At 68.5% G+C, this 20,207-nt stretch carries 14 protein-coding genes, 1 tRNA gene, 1 other RNA gene and 1 pseudogene; 9 read left to right on the top strand and 8 right to left on the bottom strand.

The window, feature by feature from the left end:
- The first annotated feature begins 321 nt into the window (after nucleotides 1–321).
- A complete protein-coding gene (locus E0497_RS18760; protein WP_137726315.1) occupies nucleotides 322–765 on the top strand; it encodes a hypothetical protein in 444 nt (147 codons plus the stop codon).
- A gap of 320 nt (nucleotides 766–1,085) precedes the next feature.
- Here the strand turns inward: E0497_RS18760 and E0497_RS18755 are convergent, their stop codons facing one another.
- Nucleotides 1,086–1,319 (bottom strand): hypothetical protein, encoded by a 234-nt coding sequence (locus tag E0497_RS18755; RefSeq protein ID WP_137726314.1) that lies wholly within the window; start codon nucleotides 1,317–1,319, stop codon nucleotides 1,086–1,088.
- 183 nt (nucleotides 1,320–1,502) lie between these two features.
- Nucleotides 1,503–1,590 (bottom strand) — tRNA-Ser (locus E0497_RS18750).
- 95 nt (nucleotides 1,591–1,685) lie between these two features.
- Between E0497_RS18750 and ffs the strand changes: the two genes are divergently transcribed.
- Nucleotides 1,686–1,780: signal recognition particle sRNA small type (gene ffs, locus E0497_RS18745), an RNA gene on the top strand.
- 43 nt (nucleotides 1,781–1,823) lie between these two features.
- Nucleotides 1,824–3,116, top strand: a complete 1,293-nt coding sequence (locus E0497_RS18740; RefSeq protein WP_137726313.1) for an aspartate aminotransferase type Ic — start codon at nucleotides 1,824–1,826, stop codon at nucleotides 3,114–3,116.
- 54 nt (nucleotides 3,117–3,170) lie between these two features.
- Here E0497_RS18740 and E0497_RS18735 read toward each other — a convergent pair whose 3' ends face one another.
- Nucleotides 3,171–4,232 carry an alkene reductase gene (locus tag E0497_RS18735; RefSeq protein WP_170313010.1) on the bottom strand — a complete coding sequence of 354 codons (1,062 nt, stop codon included), beginning with the start codon at nucleotides 4,230–4,232 and terminating at the stop codon, nucleotides 3,171–3,173.
- A gap of 102 nt (nucleotides 4,233–4,334) precedes the next feature.
- Here E0497_RS18735 and E0497_RS18730 point away from each other — a divergent pair, with 102 nt between their 5' ends.
- The 4 genes and pseudogenes from E0497_RS18730 (at nucleotide 4,335) to E0497_RS18715 (ending at nucleotide 9,039) form a co-directional block, all read left to right on the top strand.
- The gene (locus E0497_RS18730; protein ID WP_241665970.1) at nucleotides 4,335–5,660 is read left to right on the top strand and encodes a hypothetical protein; all 1,326 of its coding nucleotides are present in this window, start codon (nucleotides 4,335–4,337) and stop codon (nucleotides 5,658–5,660) included.
- Nucleotides 5,632–6,207 (top strand): annotated as a pseudogene (locus E0497_RS18725) (HhH-GPD-type base excision DNA repair protein). The gene E0497_RS18730 and the pseudogene E0497_RS18725 overlap by 29 nt, the downstream one beginning before the upstream one ends.
- A gap of 82 nt (nucleotides 6,208–6,289) precedes the next feature.
- Nucleotides 6,290–6,733 carry a hypothetical protein gene (locus E0497_RS18720; protein WP_137726311.1) on the top strand — a complete coding sequence of 148 codons (444 nt, stop codon included), beginning with the start codon at nucleotides 6,290–6,292 and terminating at the stop codon, nucleotides 6,731–6,733.
- A gap of 203 nt (nucleotides 6,734–6,936) precedes the next feature.
- Nucleotides 6,937–9,039 carry a DNA polymerase III subunits gamma/tau gene (locus tag E0497_RS18715; RefSeq protein ID WP_137726310.1) on the top strand — a complete coding sequence of 701 codons (2,103 nt, stop codon included), beginning with the start codon at nucleotides 6,937–6,939 and terminating at the stop codon, nucleotides 9,037–9,039.
- A gap of 170 nt (nucleotides 9,040–9,209) precedes the next feature.
- Here the strand turns inward: E0497_RS18715 and E0497_RS18710 are convergent, their stop codons facing one another.
- On the bottom strand, nucleotides 9,210–10,904 hold the full coding sequence (locus tag E0497_RS18710; protein ID WP_137726309.1) for an amidase: 1,695 nt from the start codon (nucleotides 10,902–10,904) through the stop codon (nucleotides 9,210–9,212).
- Between the two features lie 205 nt (nucleotides 10,905–11,109).
- Here E0497_RS18710 and E0497_RS18705 point away from each other — a divergent pair, with 205 nt between their 5' ends.
- Together E0497_RS18705 and E0497_RS18700 are read left to right on the top strand one after the other, a co-directional pair.
- On the top strand, nucleotides 11,110–12,324 hold the full coding sequence (locus E0497_RS18705; protein ID WP_137726308.1) for an acetyl-CoA C-acetyltransferase: 1,215 nt from the start codon (nucleotides 11,110–11,112) through the stop codon (nucleotides 12,322–12,324).
- A 32-nt stretch (nucleotides 12,325–12,356) separates the two neighbouring features.
- Entirely contained in the window at nucleotides 12,357–14,498 is a 2,142-nt protein-coding gene (locus E0497_RS18700; RefSeq protein ID WP_137726307.1) for a 3-hydroxyacyl-CoA dehydrogenase NAD-binding domain-containing protein, read from the top strand.
- A 106-nt stretch (nucleotides 14,499–14,604) separates the two neighbouring features.
- On the opposite strand, the gene E0497_RS18695 is transcribed toward E0497_RS18700, so the two are convergent.
- The 4 genes from E0497_RS18695 to E0497_RS18680 all read right to left on the bottom strand — a co-directional run bounded on the left by E0497_RS18695 (nucleotide 14,605) and on the right by E0497_RS18680 (nucleotide 20,198).
- A complete protein-coding gene (locus tag E0497_RS18695; RefSeq protein WP_137726306.1) occupies nucleotides 14,605–15,576 on the bottom strand; it encodes an alpha/beta fold hydrolase in 972 nt (323 codons plus the stop codon).
- A 129-nt stretch (nucleotides 15,577–15,705) separates the two neighbouring features.
- Entirely contained in the window at nucleotides 15,706–17,007 is a 1,302-nt protein-coding gene (locus E0497_RS18690; protein WP_137726305.1) for a class I SAM-dependent methyltransferase, read from the bottom strand.
- A complete protein-coding gene (locus E0497_RS18685; protein ID WP_137726304.1) occupies nucleotides 17,004–18,458 on the bottom strand; it encodes an FAD-binding oxidoreductase in 1,455 nt (484 codons plus the stop codon). Before E0497_RS18685 ends, E0497_RS18690 begins: the two co-directional genes overlap by 4 nt.
- 138 nt (nucleotides 18,459–18,596) lie before the next feature.
- Nucleotides 18,597–20,198, bottom strand: coding sequence for an ABC transporter substrate-binding protein (locus tag E0497_RS18680; protein ID WP_137726303.1), 1,602 nt, complete (start codon nucleotides 20,196–20,198; stop codon nucleotides 18,597–18,599).
- Between the last annotated feature and the right edge of the window lie 9 nt (nucleotides 20,199–20,207).

The raw sequence follows: 20,207 nt of genomic DNA, 5'->3' as shown, positions 1-20,207 counted from the left end.
TCCTGGACCTCCCGGCGGACGCCTGGATCAACAAGCCGCCCGCACACGGCGACGCGGTCGTCTCCCGCCCGGATCAGGCCGCCGCGTAACACCCGTTGGACTCATTCACCTTGACAAGTTCCGGCCTGGCACCTACGCGCCCCCCTCGCGCCAGCACCCCCACCGGGTAGAGAGTGACGAGATGTCACTCTCAAACCCCGGCAACCGGCTAACACAAAGGCGGCTAACACGACCCCGCTCACTCGCCCGTCCGCCGATAGACTCGAACGTGCCCCGCGCTCACCCCTCCAGCGGGCCGGTCAACCACCCCAGGAGCCACACATGAGCAGCCTGACCCCCAAGGACATCGACGACCGGATGCGTGCTGTCGGGGCACTCCAGGACCGCCGGGACGGCCGGACGTGGGACGAGGTCGCGGACGCGTGGGGTTATACCGGTCGCGGCACCGCGCACCGGGCCGTGTCCCGTCTCCTCGCCCGTGTGGAGGGGGAGACGGTCGAGGAGTACCGACAGTTGATGTCGGCCCGCTACGACGACCTGTACCGGCGCACCATCCAGGCTCTCGACACCGCGGACGCGGAAGGCCAGCTCATGGGGAAGTCGCAGCTGATCGCGGCCGCGCGCGGTGTGGTCGATTCGATCGTGAAGCTGCACGGAATAGCTGCTCCCATGACGGCCGACGTCGTCGTGCACACCAAGGCGGACGTCGACAACGAGGTGCAGGAGCTCCTCGACAAGCTCACAGGCACCCTGCCCGCTGCCTAACCAGCCGTGGGCAACCACTGGCGTTACACCCGTGGTTGATGCGCCCGGCCTTCTTGCCGGCGTCGGCAAGAAGGTTCCCGGCACCGGGAACGTGGCTGGTCAGGGTCATGTTCTCGCTGTCAGTGGAGTTCTTACGGGATCCCGTGAGCATCTCCCACCGCGTCGACTTCGCCCTGGTCAACGCTGCCCCCGAACTTGGGGGCAGCGTTGACACAGAGGTTCACCGCGACCCTCTCTTGCCGCGCAGATCGCCGCAGCTCACGACCAATTTGTTGACAGCAACAAGATGATCGAGACGTTCACCGTGGACGTCTCACCACTCACCCCCCGGGTTCGTCGATCAGGTCCCCGTACCCGCGACGCCGCAGACTCCGCACCAGGGCAGGGGACGGCTCGTTCACCGCGAGCCATGCCCGGATTCCGGCTCGCCTGGTCGCGTCGTCCGTGGGGAGCAGTCGCAGTCTGCCGAGGAGCACGCCCGTCGAGTGTGGTGCCGGCATCGTTTCCCCGGCCTTGAGGAATGTGTCGTCGTCGAACAGTCGCTCGTTGACCACCAGAGCACTCCTCACTCTCCGCCCCGTGGCCACGGTCTTGCGCCCACGACGACCATCTTTCCGGGGGATCCCCCAAGAAGCCTCGGCTGCCTGTTGGAGCGCCGCTATTGCATATCTTGTTGCATGGCCGGGAATGAGAAACGCCCGTGACCAGCTTGTGTGCTGGTCACGGGCGTTTCCCGTTGGCGGAGGATAGGGGATTTGAACCCCTGAGGGCGTTAACCCAACCCGCGTTCCAGGCGAGCGCCATAGGCCACTAGGCGAATCCTCCGTGGAGGAGCATACCGGGTCGAGGGTCCGGAATGCCAAACCGGGGGTTCGGAGGGGCGCGTCACGTATGTGCCCGTGGGTGTGGTTACACTCGTAGGCGGATCCCGCGCGGCGCGCATCCTGTGAACTCCCCCAGGGCCGGAAGGCAGCAAGGGTCAACGGGCTCTGCCGGGTGCGCGGGGTCCCCTATTTCTTCCCCTCCCCGACCGGTCGTGTCGGTGAAAGGCCGCCCGCATGCCTGTGCAAACCCAAATCGGGTTGATGAGCCATGAAGAACTTCGGGCCGAACTCGAGCGTCAGACGGCGAAGTACACGCAGCTCGAGGCGGAGAAGCTGAAGCTCGATCTCACCCGAGGCAAGCCCGCGCCGGCGCAGCTGGATCTGTCGAACGGCCTGCTCGATCTGCCGGGTGACGGCGATTTCCGTGGCGGCGACGGCACCGACTGCCGCAACTACGGCGGCCTGACGGGTCTGCCGGAACTGCGTGCCATCTTCGGGGAACTGCTCGGCATCCCGGCGTCGAATCTGATCGCCGGCGGCAACGCGAGCCTCGAGATCATGCACGACACGATCGTGTTCTCGCTGCTGCACGGCACCCCCGACTCGCCGCGGCCGTGGTCGCAGGAGCCGGTCGTGAAGTTCCTGTGCCCGGCGCCCGGCTACGACCGCCACTTCGCGATCACCGAGTCGTTCGGCATCGAGATGATCGCGATCCCGATGCGCGACGACGGCCCGGACATGGTGAAGGTCGCCGAGCTGGTGGCGTCGGATCCGCAGATCAAGGGCATCTGGTGTGTGCCCACCTACTCGAACCCGACCGGTGCCGTGTACTCGGAGGAGGTGGCCCGGACGCTGGCGTCGATGCCGGCCGCGGCCCCCGACTTCCGGGTGTACTGGGACAACGCGTACGCGGTGCATCCGCTGGTCGAGCAGTGCGCGCCCGCCCTCGACATCCTCGGTATGGCCGCCGACGCCGGTAACTCGAACCGGGTGCTGGTGTTCGCGTCCACGTCGAAGATCACGTTCGCCGGGTCCGGGGTGAGCTTCTTCGGCGCCTCCGACGCCAATCTGGCGTGGTACCAGCAGCATCTGGGCAAGAAGACGATCGGCCCGGACAAGATCAATCAGCTGCGGCACCTGCGTTTCTTCGGTGACGCCGCCGGTGTCCGTGCACACATGGACAAGCATCGGGAGATCCTGGCGCCGAAGTTCGCGAAGGTTCTGGAGATCCTCGACGACCGTCTCGGGGCGGCGAAGGTCGCGTCGTGGACCGAACCGGAGGGCGGCTACTTCGTCAGCCTCGACGTCGTCGACGGCACCGCGAAGCGGGTCATCGAACTGGCGAAGAACGCCGGTATCGCACTCACCGCGGCCGGTTCCGCGTTCCCGTACAAGCAGGATCCGGACGACCGGAACATCCGCCTGGCTCCGAGCTTCCCGTCGATGGACGAGCTGGCCACGGCGATGGACGGCGTCGCCACGTGTGTGCTGCTGGCGGCCGTGGAGCATGCGCTCACCAAGCACTGACCCGGATCGACGCAGGGGCCGGGCATCCGATCGTGGATGCCCGGCCCGACGCGTCTACAGCGTCGCGAAATCCAGATAGCCTTCGGCGCCGCCGCCGTAGAACGTCGAATAGTGGGCCCGCTGCAGTTCCGCGCCCGCCCGGAGTCGTTCCGGAAGATCCGGGTTCGCGATGAACGGGCGTCCGAACGACACCAGGTCGGCGCCGCCGGAGCGCAGGACGGCGTCGGCGGATGCGGCGTCGTAACCGCAGTTGGTGACGACGGTCCCGGTGAACTCACCGCGGACCAGTGCGGTGGCGCCGCCGACCGCGTCGAGGGCCGGGTTGCCGCCCATGCGGGAGGTCTCCACGACGTGGACGTACGCCAGGTCGAGAGCGTCGAGGGCGCGGGCGGCGGTACCGAACGTCTCGACCGGGTCGGCGTCGGACACGTCACCGAGGGTGCCGCCGGGGGCGATCCGGACGCCGACGCGTCCCGCACCCCACACGTCGACGAGCGATTCGGCGACAGCGAGCAGCAGTCGGACGCGATTCTCGGGTGTGCCGCCGTAGGCGTCGGTGCGGGTGTTGCTGCCGCTCTGCAGGAACTGGTCGAACAGATAGCCGTTGGCCCCGTGGATCTCCACACCGTCGAAGCCGGCGTCCCGGGCGCGGACGGCGGAGGCAGTGAATTCGGTGACGACACCGGAGATCTCGTCGATGTCCAGGGCGCGCGGCATCGGGGCCGGGTGCATGCCGTCGGCGGTGAGGACATCGGCGTTCGCGCGGATCGCGGACGGCGCCACCGGGGTCGCGTCCGGGTGGCCCAGACGTCCGACATGCCAGAGTTGCAGGAAGATTCGGCCACCGGCCGCGTGGACGGCGTCGGTGACATCGGCCCACCCCCGCTGTTGTTCGTCGGTGTGGATGCCGGGGGTGAACGGATAGCCGCCCCCGCCGGCGACACTCACCTGGGAGCCCTCGGTGACGATGAGGCCGGCGCTCGCCCGCTGCCGGTAGTACTCGGCCTGGTCGGCGGTAGCGACGCCGTGCGGGGAGCGGCTGCGGGTCATGGGTGCCATGACGATGCGGTTCGGGAGTTCGAGGGAGCCGAGGGTGCAGGGGGAGAACAGCGTCACGGTGGTGCCTTTCGGTGGGGGAGTCGATCGTACGAGGCGCTGCGGTGGGAGATCTGCGATACTCCGGCCACAGTGCCGTGCCGGGGCGCGGTGGAGCCGGAAGTGGTGAGTGCTGTGGCCGAACGGTCGGGTGTGTACGACGTGTTCCTGCTCGCGTTGGACGTCCAGGGGATCCCGGCCGACCCGGATGCCGGTGGCGAGCCCGTGCCGCGGCTGTTCCTGCCCGCGTCGCGGTGCGATCGTGCGAGTGTGACGTTGCGAGCCGATCCGGTCGCGGTGCGCGTCTCCGTGACCGGTGCCGATCTGACTCTCGAAAGTGGTTCGACGGCAGTGTATGTCGGCCCGGAAGGACAGTGCCTGTCGTTGTGGACGGTGCCCGGTCAGGGGGCGGTGCTCGCGTGCGAGTCGTGGGCCGAGGAACCGGTGGCGGGCGTCGTCGACTGGGATCACGACCGCATCGGGGCTCTCGTGGACCGCTTCCTGGCGCCGTTCGGGCTGTCCGTCACCGACCGGCTGTGCGACGTCTTCCCGGACGCCGATCCGCCGCTGCCGACCGTGTCGGTGGCGGAGTCGTTCGCCGATACCGGGCACGAACGTTCCTGTGCCGGGTTGGCGATCGGGGTGTGCGCGGACGGTGGCCGTCAGGTGCGGCGCCGGATCGAGGACGCCGGTACGGACGGTGCCGGATGGTGCTGGGACGGTGTCCTTCTGGCGTCGTCACCGGCACGGTCGGGGGCGGGTGTCGCAGTCCGGGAGGATGCCGGGGCGATCGTGTTCGACATCGAAGCTGTTGCGGCGGAACACGACCACGACGTGTTCGGGGTGACCGAGATGATCGGGGCGCTGGTGCCGTGGGTCGCGGTCCGTGCGCGGCACGCGATGGACTACCGGCTGGTCCTCGACCATCTGCGGGCACCGGATCCGCTCGACGACGGACGCCTGATCGACGCGTTGAACGACGTCGAATCCGTGCAGGCGCGGCGGATGGAGCGGATCCTGTTGGTCACCGAGGCGCGGCACGACGGGGTCGCGGCTACCCGGATGTCGCCGGCCCAGTTGCGGACCCTGCTGGTGCGCCGGTTGTCCGCGGAGATGGACGTCCTCGATCGGGAACTGGGGGAGGCGACGCGGGCGATCGAGCGGGCCCTGCTGCGCAGCGCCGAACAGCGGGGCAGCCGGCATTCCCGGCTGGCGCAGGCGTGGACGGTCGCGGCGGGCGCGATCGCCGTCGTCGCCGTGTTCGCGGCACTCGCGTCCATCCCGGCCGTCGACGAGCCGACGATGTTCGGGCACTGGCTCGAGGCGCTGGCGGCGACGATCGTGATCACGGTGGGTGTCGTCGCCGTCGTCGCGCTGTGGCGGCGACCGTCCACGCCCCGCGGATGGCAGGATCGGGAGCATGGCACTCACGTTGAATCTCGTCGGTGATCCGGACTCGGACGCGCTGCTGGCGTCGGACCCGCTCGCGCTGCTCATCGGGATGCTCCTCGACTAGCAGGTGCCGATGGAGACGGCGTTCGCCGGCCCCAAGAAACTCCACGACCGTCTCGGCGGCCTCGACGTGCACGCGATCGCCGCGATGAACCCGGACGATTTCGTCGCCGTGTGCGCGCAAACGCCTGCCGTGCACCGGTTTCCGAAGTCGATGGGCGGACGTATCCAGGCGCTGTGCGGGTATCTCGTCGACCATTACGACGGGGACGCCGCCGCGCTCTGGACGTCCGGGAACCCGTCCGGCACGGACGTGTTGAAGCGGTTGAAGGCGCTGCCCGGTTACGGGGATCAGAAGGCACGGATCTTCCTGGCGCTCCTGGGTAAACAGTGTGGCGTCCAGCCGGACGGCTGGCGGGAGGCTGCCGGTACCTACGGCGACGACGGGGCGCGTCGCTCGATCGCCGACGTCGTCGACCGGCAGAGCCTGCTCGAGGTGCGCGAGTTCAAGCAGGCCGCGAAGGCGGCGGTGAAAGCGAAGTAGGGGCCGCGGAACGACAATCCCGACCCGTAGTGGGCGATATCGATCGACGTAACACCCGGGACGCGATAACCGACTTCGAGGTATGAAACTTTCGCGATTCTCCGCCCTTGCCTCGATCGCCCTCGCGACGTGCGCTGCCGCCGTCACCTGGTCGGCGCCGCAGGCCGCGGCCGACGTCGTCGACGTGACGGTGCTGCCGGGCCTGAGCGGTGGCCCGACGACGCAGTTCGGATCGGGGTGCACGTACCTGGTGGTGGCCAGGACCGAGCGTCCGGACGAGCGCGGGGTGTCGATCGTCGACTACAACAAGGCGTCGACGATGTTCCCGCAGGAACTGATCTGGGACACCGTGAACCCGTACTATGTCACGCCGGTCGTGTCGGGGCATGCGTTCACGTTGTGGACGCCGACGGTGCCGGGGGAGCACCGCCTGATGGCGTACCAGACGTCCGCGGGCGGGCCGATCGCCACGGTCACCGTGAATCCCGGAACGCCGATCGGGCCGGGCTGCATCGTCGCACCGTGAGACGTGTGGCTCCGTCGGACCTCGTCCTCGTCGGTGACGCCGAAGGCGTAGAGGCCGGCGGGTGCCACCGCACGCGAGACACGACGATCGTGCCCCGCAGTTTCCGGGACGGGGCAGTGGTGTTGCTTCTGTTTTCGGAATGCTCTCGGCGGCGTGCGCTACACCTGCACCGCACTGTCGGCGTCCGCCGGTAGTCTTTCGCCGTGGCCCTGTACCGGAAGTATCGACCAGCTTCGTTCGCTGAGGTGGTGGGTCAGGAGCACGTCACCGAGCCCCTGAGTACCGCCCTGGACGCCGGACGCATCAATCACGCCTATCTGTTCTCGGGGCCGCGTGGCTGCGGTAAGACGTCGTCGGCGCGTATTCTGGCGCGCTCGCTCAACTGTGTGCAGGGGCCGACGTCGACGCCGTGTGGGGAGTGCTCGTCGTGTGTGGCGCTCGGTCCGGGCGGGACCGGCAATCTCGATGTGATCGAGTTGGACGCGGCCAGCCACGGCGGTGTCGACGACACCCGTGAGCTGCGGGACCGGGCGTTCTATGCGCCGGCGGAGTCGCGGTACCGGATCTTCATCATCGACGAGGCCCACATGGTCACCACTGCGGGCTTCAACGCGCTGCTGAAGATCGTGGAGGAGCCGCCGGAGCATCTGATCTTCGTGTTCGCGACGACGGAGCCGGAGAAGGTGCTACCGACGATCCGGTCGCGGACACACCACTATCCGTTCCGGTTGCTGGCGCCGACGGCGATGCGTGGGCTGCTCGAGCAGATCTGCGCGCAGGAGCACGTTCCGGTCGACGACGCCGTGTATCCGCTGGTGATCCGGGCCGGTGGCGGTTCGCCGCGTGACTCGCTCAGTGTGCTCGACCAGTTGCTGGCCGGTGCCGGCGACGAGGGGGTGACGTATCCGCGGGCGCTCGCACTGTTGGGGGTCACCGATGTGGCGCTCATCGACGAGGCCGTCGACGCGCTCGCCGTCAGTGACGGTGCCGCCCTGTTCGGGACGGTCGAGAAGGTGATGGACGCCGGTCACGACCCGCGCCGCTTCGCCGTCGACCTCCTCGAACGGCTGCGCGACCTCATCCTCATGCGGGCGATCCCCGACGCCGGTGAACGCGGCCTGGTCGACGCCCCCGGCGACGTACTGGACCGGATGCGGGAGGAAGCCGAGCGGATCGGTCCGGCCACCCTGGCCCGCTACGCCGAACTCGTGCACGCCGGTCTCGGTGAGATGCGTGGCGCCACCTCTCCCCGGCTGCTGCTCGAGGTGCTGTGCGCCCGCATGCTGCTGCCGTCCGCATCGGGTGCGGAATCGGCTGTGCTGCAACGCCTCGAACGCATCGAGCAGGGTGTCGTGATCCCCGCGGCCACGGCGGCGGCCGCTACTGCGCCGCGACCGGCCGCAACCGCTCCGCGACCGGCGGCCGCCGAGCCGCCGTCGCCGGCGGGGCCGGTCTTCCAACGTCCGTCGCAGCGGAAGGCAGCCGAGACCGTCGAGGTCGTCGAGGCCGCGGCTCCCGCGCCGGAACCGCAGCAGCAGCCGACGCCACCGCCTGCCATGCCGGCGCCCGCACCGCAGCCCGAGCCACGTCCTGCCGCCCCCGTCGCGGACCCGGAACCTGCCCCGGCCCCCGTGCCGGCATCGACTCCGACTCCGACTCCGACTCCTGCACCGCAGCCGGCGGCGTCGAACCGCCCCGATGCGGCCGCGATCCGTGCGGTGTGGTCGGAGGTGCGGGCGAAGGTGCGTGACCGTAGTCGTACCGTCGAGGTGATGCTGTCGGGTGCGACGGTCCGGTCCGTCGACGGTGCCCGGGTGGTACTGGGACACGATTCGGCGCCGCTCGCGAAGCGGCTCGTCGAACCCCGCAACAGTGACGTCGTCCGTGCCGCCCTGCACGACGTGTTCGGTGGCGACTGGGAGGTCACGTGCGAGCACGGCGCCGCACCGGCCGCCGAGGCTGCGCCGTCACAACCCGCGCCACAACAGGCGAAAGCTCCTGCCGTGCCGAAGTTCTCGCGTCCGAGTCAGGGGCGTGCGGCGGCGCAGCAGTCCGTGCAGCGACGCTCGGCGTCGGGCGTCGACGACATTCCGCCGCCCGAGGCCCCCGACTACCCGGACGATCCGGGTCCGCCGCCCGCCGACATCGACTACGACGCTCCGCCGCCGCCCACCACCCCGGAGGACGAGGCGGAGATGATGGCGGAGGCTGCCACGCCGGCCCCGCAGGTGGCTCGCCGCGACCCCGACGAGGTGGCCGGGGAACTGCTCACCGAGATCCTCGGCGCACGGAAACTCGACGGGTAGGACCGCACCTTTCCGACACGCACCCCGCACGCCGGTAGCTCCGGTGGGTGGGGTGCGTCGTCGTCGCAGGGGTTCTGTCGACGTCGCAGGGCGAATCGGCACTGAGAGGCCCTGCGACACTTCGGCAAGCCCTGCGGCGCCCCGACCGCACCCCGACGGACCGACTCCCGTCAGATCACGCTCGTCGACAGCGTCGGCACGAACCGGTGTCCGAAGCCGACGTCGGTGGTGTTGGTGGGGTGCGGTCCGTCGCCCGGTGCGGTGACCTGGACGCGGGGCACGTCGCGGGGTGCGACGGCGATGTCGGGTGCGGTGAGCCAGTCGGGGCGGGCGTGCTGGATCTCGAGGGTGATCTCGATGAGAGTGGTTTCGTCCCAGGGGCGTCCACCGATCTGCACCCCGAACGGCAGTCCCGTCGCCGCGGAGCGTCCGGCGGGGGTGGTGACGACGGGGGCGCCGGCGGTGTTGGCCCAGCCGACGGTGCCGGTGACACCGTCGAACACGGAGATGCCGGCGAACTCGAAGCGTTCGCAGCCGTCGATCTTGGCGCCGGGGACGAGGACGGCGTCGATGCCGGTGTCGGCGAACATGCGGTTGTAGTCGTGCTGGAACCGTAGCCGGTTGGCCTCGGTGGTGAGGTAGTCGATGGCGGGGGCAGCGAGCGAGGCGATCGCCTTGGTCACCGAGATCGCGTTCTCGGGGCGGTACGCGGTGAGTCGGTCCGCGAACTGGCGGTGGAAGCTGCCCATCTCGACGCGGTCGCCGACGATCATGTCCGCCGGCATGGTCGGCATCGTGATGTCGACGACGTCGCCGCCGAGGCGTCGGATCTCGTCGACGAACCCGGAGAACAGGGTGCCGAGGGTGTCGGGCAGGCCGTCGACAGCCTTGCGGTACACGCCGAATCGCTTGCCGGACAACGGCGCCGACCCGCCCTTCGCGGCGATCGGGTAGCCGTCCGCGGGGACGTCGGGTCCGACGGTGGTGGTGGGGTCGTCGACGTCGGCGCCCGCCATACCGCTCAGCAGCAGGGACGCGTCGGCGATGGTGCGGGCCATCGGACCGGCATGGTCGCGGGTCCAGGTGAGCGGGATGACGCCGTGCGTGCTGCACCGGCCGAACGTCGGTTTGATCGACGTGACGCCGCACGCGCTCGCCGGCAGCCGCAGCGACCCGCCGGTGTCGGTGCCGGTGGCGAGCGGCACGAAACGGGCGGCGACGACGGCGGCGCTGCCCCCGGACGAGCCGCCGGGGGAGTAGTCGGTGTTCCACGGGTTGCCGACCTGTTCGGTGGCCACCCCGATCGCGAACTCGTCGGTGTGGGCGTGCCCCATCAGGACCGTGCCGGCGTCGCGGAGTCGACGCCACACGGTGGAGTCGCCGGCGGCGATGTTGCCGTCGAGGACACGACTCGACGCGGTGAGCGGCAGTCCGGCGACGGCGAACAGGTCCTTGAGTGCCAGCGGGATCCCGCACAGCAGTGGGGTGTCCCCGGAGTCGGCGAGACGCTGCGCGGCGGCGTCCGCGGCCTCGTACGCGAGTTCCGGGTAGATCCGCACCCAGCCGCCGATGCCGCCGTCGTGGCCGGCGGTACGGGCCAGGCACGCGTCGAGCAGTTCCCGCGGGTGCAGGCGACGCGACTGCAGCAGGCTCGCCGCCTCCACCGCGGACAGCAGTGCCGGGTCGGTGACGGTGATCGACGACGCGGCCGGCAGCGCCGACGCCGGACCCGAGCGGCGGACGGGGCGCGCGGTGGCGGGCGCGGTGGACAGCCCGGTCACCCCGGCCACCCCGGCCACCCCGGCCGCGCCGAGGAAGCCGCGTCGCGTCAGTCCCGACCGTGTCGTGTGCTCCGCAGCCGTCATGCGCGTCCCTTCGTCGTGTCCGTGTCGTCTCCCGGAGCGTAGGCGGAAACGGGCGGTCGCGGCATATCGCTGATCGGCTCGGTCACGGACTCGGATCGCTTCGGTCCTTCCCGTCAACTGGAACACGTTCTAAGGTGATGGCAGCTGAGGTCTGTGCTGCTCGTCACTCGATACGGGCGCACGGACGAGAACAGGAAGGAAGATCGTGACCACAGAGGCATTCATTTATGAAGCCATCCGCACCCCGCGGGGTAAGGGCAAGGCAACCGGATCGCTCCATTCGGTGAAGCCGATCGACCTGGTCACCGGCCTGATCGCCGAGTTGCGGACCCGGTTCCCGAACCTCGACGAGGACCGCATCTCCGACGTCGTCCTCGGTGTCGTCTCCCCGCTCGGGGACCAGGGCGCGGACATCGCGCGCACCGCGGTCACCGTCGCCGGGCTTCCGGACACGGTCGGCGGCGTGCAGATCAACCGGTTCTGCGCGTCCGGCCTCGAGGCCGTGAACATGGCCGCGCAGAAGGTGCGGTCGGGTTGGGACGAGCTGGTCATCGCCGGTGGCGTCGAGTCGATGTCGCGGGTGAAGATGGGCTCCGACGGCGGCCCGTGGATGCTGGATCCGGCCACCAACTTCGACACCTACCTGGTGCCGCAGGGCATCGGCGCCGACCTCATCGCCACGATGGAGGGCTTCTCCCGCGAGGACGTCGACGCGTACGCGGTCCGCTCGCAGGAGTTGGCGGCGCAGGCGTGGGCGGGCGGCTACTTCGCCAAGTCCGTCGTCCCGGTGAAGGACATCAACGGCATCACCGTCCTCGAGCAGGACGAGCACATGCGTCCGGGCACCACCCTCGAGTCGCTGGCCGGCCTGGCCCCGGCGTTCGCGGGCATCGGCGAGATGGGCGGCTTCAACGCCGTCGCGCTGCAGAAGTACCACTGGGTGGAGAAGATCAACCACGTCCACCACGGCGGCAACAGCTCCGGCATCGTCGACGGCGCCGCCCTCGTCCTCGTCGGCAGCGAGAGTGCCGGTCAGGCAATGGGTCTGACGCCGCGCGCCCGCATCGTCGCGACCGCCACCTCGGGTGCCGACTCGACGATCATGCTCACCGGCCCCACCCCGGCCGCGCACAAGGTCCTCGCCCAGGCCGGTCTGACGGTCGACGACATCGACCTGTTCGAGATCAACGAGGCGTTCGCGTCGGTCGCCATGAAGTTCGCCAAGGACCTGAACATCCCCGACGAGAAGCTCAACGTCGTCGGCGGCGCCATCGCCATGGGTCACCCGCTCGGTGCGACCGGCGCCATGATCACCGGTGCCATGGTCGACGAGCTCGAGCGCCGCGGCGCGAAGCGGGCCCTGGTGACGCTGTGCATCGGCGGCGGCATGGGCGTGGCCACCATCATCGAGCGCGTCTGACGCTCACGGACTGACTGCAGGAGAGACGAAAAGTGAGCGAGCAGAACATCATTGCGTGGGAGCAGGACGCCGACGGCATCGTCGTCCTCACCATCGACGACCCCAACCAGGGCGCCAACACCATGAACGACCGGTACATCTCGTCGATGCGGGAGACCGTCGACCGGCTGTACGCGGAGAAGGACACGGTCACCGGTGTCGTACTGACCTCCGGCAAGAAGACGTTCTTCGCCGGCGGCGACCTGAACAACCTTCTCGCGGTCCAGCCGGAGCAGGCCGAGCAGATCTACAACCACAGCCTGAACCTCAAGGCAGACCTGCGTCGCCTCGAGACGCTCGGCAAGCCGGTCGTCACGTGCATCAACGGCGCCGCACTCGGTGGCGGCCTGGAGATCGCGCTGGCCACCCACCACCGCATCGCCGCGGACGTGCGGGGCGTCAAGATCGGCCTGCCCGAGGTCACCCTCGGCCTGCTGCCCGGCGGCGGCGGCGTCGTGCGCATGGTCCGCAAGTTCGGCATCATGACCGCCCTGACGCAGCACCTGATGCAGGGGCAGCAGCGGGCACCGCAGCAGGCCCTCGAGGCCGGTGTCATCGACTCGGTCGTCGCCTCGGTCGACGAGTTGGTCCCGGCCGCGAAGGCGTGGATCACAGCCAACCCCGAATCCGGTGTCCAGCCGTGGGACGTCAAGGGCTACAAGATCCCCGGCGGCACCCCGGCCACGCCGGCGTTCGCCGCGAACCTGCCCGCGATCCCCGCGAACGTGCGCAAGCAGATCAAGGGCGCCAACATGCCGGCACCGCGTGCGATCCTCGCCGCCGCCGTCGAGGGCAGCCAGGTCGACATCGACAACGCCCTGAAGATCGAGTCCCGGTACTTCACGTCGCTCGTCACCGGGCACGTCGCGAAGAACATGATCCAGGCGTTCTTCTTCGACCTGCAGGCCATCGGCTCCGGTGCGTCGCGTCCCAAGGACATCCCGAAGCGGGAGATCAAGAAGGTCGGTGTCCTCGGTGCCGGCATGATGGGCGCCGGCATCGCGTACGTGTGCGCCAAGGCCGGAATCCCGGTGGTGCTCAAGGACGTCGAGCTCGCTGCCGCCGAACGCGGCAAGGGCTACGCCGAGAAGATCGAGGCCAAGGCGCTCTCCCGTGGCAAGACCACCGAGGAGAAGTCGAAGGCGCTGCTGTCGCTCATCACCCCGACCGCCGACCCGGCCGACTTCGCCGGCGTCGACTTCGTCGTCGAGGCCGTCTTCGAGTCGCCCGAGCTGAAGAAGAAGGTGTTCGCCGAGATCGAGGACATCGTCGACGCCGACGCCCTCCTCGGCTCCAACACCTCCACGCTGCCGATCACCGACCTGGCGACCGGCGTCAAGCGTCCCGAAGACTTCATCGGTATCCACTTCTTCTCCCCGGTCGACAAGATGCCGCTCGTCGAGATCATCCGCGGCGAGAAGACGTCCGACGACACCCTCGCCCGCGTCTTCGATTTCGTGCAGAAGATCCGCAAGACCCCGATCGTCGTCAACGACTCGCGCGGCTTCTTCACCTCGCGCGTCATCGGCACGTTCGTCAACGAGGCCATCGGCATGGTCGCCGAGGGCATCGAACCGGCCACCATCGAGCAGGCCGGCATGCAGGCCGGCTATCCGGCTGCGCCGCTGCAGCTCTCGGACGAGCTGAACCTGACGCTCATGCAGAAGATCCGCGCCGAATCCAAGGCCGCCGCGATCGCCGAGGGCAAGACGCTGCCCGCCGACCCGGCCGGCGACGTCATCAACTACCTCGTCGAGGGCAACGACCGCAAGGGCCGCCTCGGCGGGGCCGGCTTCTACGACTACACCGACGGCAAGCGCACCGGCCTGTGGCAGGGCCTGCGGGAGCACTTCGAGTCGGGTTCGGCCACCCCGCCGATCCAGGATCTCATCGACCGCATGCTGTTCATCGAGGCCATCGAAACCGTCAAGTGCTTCGACGAGGGCGTCATCACGTCCTCCGCCGACGCCAACATCGGCTCCATCATGGGCATCGGCTACCCCGCCTGGACCGGCGGCGTCAGCCAGTTCGTCACCGGCTACCCCGGCGGCCAGGCCGGATTCGTCGCCCGCGCCGAAGAACTCGCCGCCAAGTACGGCGAACGCTTCACCCCGCCCGCCAGCCTCAAGGGCTGATCGCGCGATCGAACCGCCCCGGGTGCCACATCGGCGCCCGGGGCGGTTTGCGTTCCCCGCTGTGCGCCTTTTTGGTAGTAGCAACTACCAAAAAGGCGCACAGCGGTCAGCCGTCGAGATCGCGCAGAAACTCGAGGAGGACGGCGTTCACCTCGGCCGGTTTCTCCATCGCGAGCAGATGCCCGCCGCCGACGATCGTGCGCACCGCGCGGACATCGGTGTGATGCTGCTTCAACTGGTCGATCGGATCGTCGCCGTGCCAGTTCAGCAGATCGACGTCCGTCGCCGAGCACAGGAAATAGAACGGCACCCGGGTCGTCGACTCGGTGCGGGCCTGCCGGTACCGCCAGTTCGTGTCGGCGGCCAGATACCAGTTGACGCCGCCACCGAATCCGCTGCGCGCGTAGTCGGACACGTACGTCTCGAGCTCCCACTCCGACAGCCACGGCCACGGCAGCGGGGGCGCCTCCGGCAGTGCGGCCCGGTAGGTCGTGCCCGGCGGATGCTGCCATATCTGGGTGAAATCGTTGTCGCCCGAGAGGATGTGGAAGATCTTCGCCAGTATTTCCCGCGGGTGTGCCTCGTAGTCGGCACGTGCCCCCTCCGGGTCATCGAGGTAGTACGACATGTGGTTGAAGTGCTGACGGCCGCGTTCCCGCTCGACCTCGCTGGGCAGCCGGTCGTAGACCGCATAGAACGGATTCTGCATCCCGATCAGACCGCGCACCCGTTCCGGGCGTTCGATCGCGATGTCGTAGGCGATGAACTGGCCGTAGTCCAGTCCGGAGAACACCGCGTCCTCGTAGCCGAGGTGGTCGAGCAGACCGCAGATGTCGGCAACCGCGTTGTCCACCCGGTAGTCCTCCACCCGCTCCGGAACGTCGGTCTGCCCCATCCCCCGCAGGTCCGGGGCCAGCACCGTGTACCCGGCGTCGGCGAGCGCACCGATCTGGTGCCGCCAACTGAACCACGTGTGCGGAAAGCCGTGCAGGAGAACGACGAGCGGCCCTTCCCCCTCGATCACGTAGTGCATGTCCAGCCCGTTGATCCGGGCCCGGTGATGCGTCCAGTTCGCCATGGCATCCTCTCTCGCGTGTCGCGTGGCGCGTGGCGCCGAGGGTAGGGGGCTCTGCGCCGGGCCCGGAGACCGCTGTGCGCCTTTTTGGTAGTAGCAGCTACCAAAAAGGCGCACAGGCAGCGCAGCTGCCTACCCTTCCCACCACGGTCGCAGGGGCACGCCGGCGTCGCCGTTCGGCCCGAGTTTGACGGCGAGGACCTGGTGGAGTTGGACGACGTTGCGTTCGAAGCCGAGGCGGGAGCCGGCCATGTAGAGGCCCCAGACTTTGGCGGTGCCTTCGCCGACTTCGGCGATGCAGGCGTCCCAGTTGTCGACGAGGTTGCGGCACCAGCCGGCGAGGGTGAGTGCGTAGTGTTCGCGCAGGTTTTCTTCGTGGCGGACTTCGAGGCCGAGGTTCTGGATTTCGCTGATGATGCGTCCGGAGCCGGTGAGTTCGCCGTCGGGGAAGATGTAGCGGTCGATGAAGTGGCCGGCTTTGGCGCTGCCGCGGTTGCCGGGGCGGGTGATGCAGTGGTTGAGGAGGCGTCCGCCCGCACGCAGTTTGTCGTTCATGAATCCGAAGTAGGACGGGTAGTTGTCGACGCCGATGTGTTCGGTGAGGCCGATGGAGGAGATGGCGTCGAATCCGGTTTCGGGGATGTCGCGGTAGTCGGAGAACCGGACTTCGGCCAGGTCGGAGAGGCCCTCGTCGGCGATGGCTTTCTGCGCCCACTCGGACTGTTCCTTCGACAGGGTGGCGCCGATGACTTTGACGCCGCGGCGGGCGGCGTAGCGGACCATGCCGCCCCAGCCGCAGCCGATGTCGAGGAGCCGGTCGCCTTCCCGTAGTCCGAGTTTGTCGAACACGAGACGGTATTTGTTGTCCTGTGCGTCCTCGAGGGTCTGGTCGGCGCTCTGGTAGGCGGCGCACGTGTACGTCATGGACGGGCCGAGGACGTACTCGTAGAACGTGTTGGACACGTCGTAGTGGTGATGGATGGCCTCGGCGTCCCGAGTCTTGGAGTGCCGCAGGCCTTCTGCGAACCGGCGCCAGCGTGGCAGGTGTTCCTGCGGCGGCGGCGCGATGATTCGCAGTTTGTCCCAGCCGATGGAGCGGGTGATGGTGGCGAGGTCCTTCGGGGACGGCCGCTCGAAGTGCAGGTCCGTCATGGCCTTCAGGATGTCGTACGGGTCGCCGGGGTGGACGCCGACGGCCTCGAGGTCGCCGGAGACGTAGGCGCGGGCCATGCCGAGGTCGCCGGGCGCGGTCGCCAGGTAGGTGGTGCCACGCTCGGAGTTCAGGTGTAGGCCGTACGGGGCGTCCTCCGGTCCGGTCGCGCTGCCGTCGTACGCGGTGAAACGCAGCGGAATGTCGCCGTCGGACACGGTTTCGACAATCTCGGCAAGACTGAGTTTGCGGACCGTGTCGGACTTGGGCCTGAGAGTCGTCACTTTCGTTGCACCGCCTTCGAATAGAGGTCGAGGAGACGTGAATCGGGGTCGTAGCGTTTCTTGATCTGCGGATAGTGTTCGCCGCCGTACAGCAGCGCGAATTCGTCCTCGTCGTAGAACGATTCGGAGTACAGGGACTTGTGGCCGCCCAGTTCGGCGACCTTCTTCTCGATCAGCCGGTTCGCGGCGCCGACGGGCTCACCGGGCCGGATCGGCACCGACGACCAGAAGCCGATGTTGACGTAGGTGCGGCCGGGTTCGAGGGGATACAGGGGCCACGGCCGCGGTGCGGCCTCGTGACTCTGCCGGTGGGCATCCAGCGACGGATGTGCCGGCTCACGAAGTTTCAACGGGCACAACCAGAGTGGTTCGATGGGGATCTCGTCGAGGAACCAGCGCAGGAAGTGTCCGCAGTTTTCGATGGGGACCTCGATGTCCTGGACGACGCGTTCGCGGGGCGGTAGGCCTTTGCGGGCTTCGAGGCGGTCGCCGATGTCGTATTTCTGGTCGAGGCCGATGAGTTTCCAGTAGAAGCTGCTGCGTAGGTGGCGTTTCGGCCAGAAGCGTCGGATCTTGGGGTTCTGGGTGCCGAAGGCGCGGGAGCACCAGAACCAGTCGGTGTCCCAGCGCCACAGGTAGTCGCCGATGGTGAGCCGGTCGGTCTTGGGGTGGTTGATCGACTCGTGCTGGAGGGACCGGTAGTAGATGTCCATGTCGGTGTAGTCGCTGACAGGGCCGGGTTCGTCGGTCTGGACGCCGAGGGTCAGGTAGGCCTCGTGTGTGGTGAATACGACGCCGTCGAGGTAGTCGACGGCGATGCCGTCCCACGACCGTTCTGCGGCGATCCGGTCCATCGTCTCCTGCAGTCGGGCCAGGTCGGTGAAGCGCAGGTGCCGCAGTGCGACGTACTTCTCGACAGGCTCGAGTTCGATGCGGATGCGCGTCGAATATCCGAGTGTTCCATAGGAGTTGGGGAAGGATCGGAACAGGTCGGCGTGTTCGTTGTCGGGGGTGGCGGTGACGATGTCGCCGCTGCCGGTGAGGATGTCGATCTCGAGGACGGACTCGTGCGGCAGGCCGCTGCGGAACGACGTGGATTCGATGCCGAGGCCGGTGACGGCGCCGCCGAGGGTGATGGTCTTGAGTTGCGGCACCACGAGCGGGGCGAGTCCGTAGGGCAGGGTGGCGTCGACGAGATGCTCGTACGTGCACATGCCCTGGACGTCGGCGGTGCGGGCGACGGGATCGACCGAGATGACGGCGTCGAGGCCGGAGACGTCGAGTCCGGGGGCGGTGCTGCGGGCCCGGGCGCGGAACAGGTTGGACGTCTTCTTGGCGAGGCGCACGTTGGCGTCGGGCGGGATGGCCCGATAGCTGGACAGCAGACGCTGGACCCCCGCACGGTGTGCGGCGGGACCGATTTCGCGGATACCACTCTCGGAGTCGACCACCCCCCGACGCTATCGCTAGTGGGGGCGGTCGGCCATCGATATCCCGGCGAGTCGGAATTGTGTAGCTGTGCTAACGAACGCGAACGCCCCGGCACGCGGGTGCGTGCCGGGGCGTCGTCGACCGTGGTCGGGTGGGTATTACTGCCCGACCCAGGCCTCGTCGAACAGCATGATGTTGTCCGCGCTGCGCTTGAGGCCGTGGATGTTGTTGTCCCACGCGGTGAACACCTTCGTCGGACCCCACACCGCGTACGGGATGGTCTCGTTGGCGCGCTCCTGGACCTTGGCGATCGCCTCCTTCTTGGCGTCGGAGGTGGTCGCCGACTTCACCTGCACCAGCAGCTGGTCCATCTGCGGGTCCGAGTAGCCGGTCGCGTTGTTGCGCGAGTCGCTGCCCAGGCCGCCGAACAGGCGCAGGAACGGGGCCTCGTCCATGAACGTGAACGCGCCGCGGGTCATGTCGAAGTCGTGCTCCGCGTACATCTTCCGGACCAGGTCGGAGACGCTGTTGACGTACTGGATCTGCACGTCGAAGCCGATCGCGTTGAGCGACGCCTGCGTGGTGAGTGCGGCGGCCTCGGCGCTCTTCTCGCTGGGCGTCAGGTAGGTGAGCTTGCCGTCGTAGCCGTCGGCCTTGGCCTCGTTCAGCAGCTGCTTGGCCTTCTCGGCGTCGTACGGGACGCCCTCGGCCCCGGTGTACCAGGGGGAGGTCTCCGGGATGAGTGCCGAATCGGCGATGCCGAGACCGTCGTTGGCGCGGTTGTTGATCGCCTCCGGGTCGACGCCGTACGCGATGGCCTGGCGCACCCGCAGGTCGGCGCCCGGCCGGCCCTCACGGGTGTTGATCATGCCGAGCGTGCCGAGTCCCTGGATGCCGAGATAGCCGCTGTAGTTCGCGGCGAGCGCGTCGCGGATCGTGGCCTCGTCACGCATGATGAAGGCCATGTTCAGCTGACCGGACTGCAGCGACTCGAACTGTCCGCGTGCACCGTTCGTGGGCACGAAGCGCACCTTGTCGAGGTTCGGGCGGCCGTTCCAGTAGTCCTCGCGCGGGGCGAGGATGATCTCTTCGTTCGGCGCGAACCGTTCGAGGGTGAACGGACCGGCGCCGATCGGGGTGAACTTACCGCCGGCCTCCGAGTTCTTGGAGACGACCAGGCCCGGACCCATCGCCAGCATCACGGGGAACCGGTCCCACGGTCCGGTGAGCGTGAACGTGACCGTCTTCGAGTCGGGGGTGTCGATCGAGGCGACCGAGTTGACCCACACCTGTGCGACGTCGGCGCCGGCCGCGACGAAGCGGTCGATGCTCCATTTGACGGCCTCGGCGTCGACGGGGGTGCCGTCGCTGAAGGTGACGCCGTCGCGCAGCTTCAACGTGAACTGGGTGTAGTCGGCGTTGTTCTCGAGCGACTGCGCGAGCTGCGGTTCGAACTCGCCGGTCTCGGGATCGGTGCGCACGAGCATGTCGTAGACGGCGGCCATCTCGGTGCCGCCGTTCGATCCGGCGGCCAGCGTCTTGGTCGGGTCGAGCGCGTTGGGGAACGAGTACGACCCGAACGTCACGGTGCCACCGCGGACCGGATCGCCGGCGTCCGCCGCGATGTTGATCAGGCCGGTGGTCGCGGATGCGCTGTCACCGGATTCGCTGTTGGCGGACGCACATCCGCCGACGAGCAGGGCTGCAGCCGCACCGAGCGCTGCCAGTCGGGTGCCCGACCGGTACCACGTGTTCTTCAAGGCTCACCT

Origin of the sequence: Prescottella subtropica (assembly GCF_005434945.1) — a bacterium.
GTDB lineage: Bacteria > Actinomycetota > Actinomycetes > Mycobacteriales > Mycobacteriaceae > Prescottella > Prescottella subtropica.
The sequence above is the reverse complement of the archived record's forward strand: the minus strand, read 5'-3'. Positions and strand labels throughout refer to the sequence as shown.

Bases quoted from the DNA above. Each gene is read 5' to 3' on its own strand.
- E0497_RS18760 (WP_137726315.1), top strand. From the start codon at position 322: ATGAGCAGCCTGACCCCCAAGGACATCGACGACCGGATGCGTGCTGTC.
- E0497_RS18740 (WP_137726313.1), top strand. From the start codon at position 1,824: ATGCCTGTGCAAACCCAAATCGGGTTGATGAGCCATGAAGAACTTCGG.
- E0497_RS18720 (WP_137726311.1), top strand. From the start codon at position 6,290: ATGAAACTTTCGCGATTCTCCGCCCTTGCCTCGATCGCCCTCGCGACG.
- E0497_RS18710 (WP_137726309.1), bottom strand. From the start codon at position 10,904: ATGACGGCTGCGGAGCACACGACACGGTCGGGACTGACGCGACGCGGC.
- E0497_RS18695 (WP_137726306.1), bottom strand. From the start codon at position 15,576: ATGGCGAACTGGACGCATCACCGGGCCCGGATCAACGGGCTGGACATG.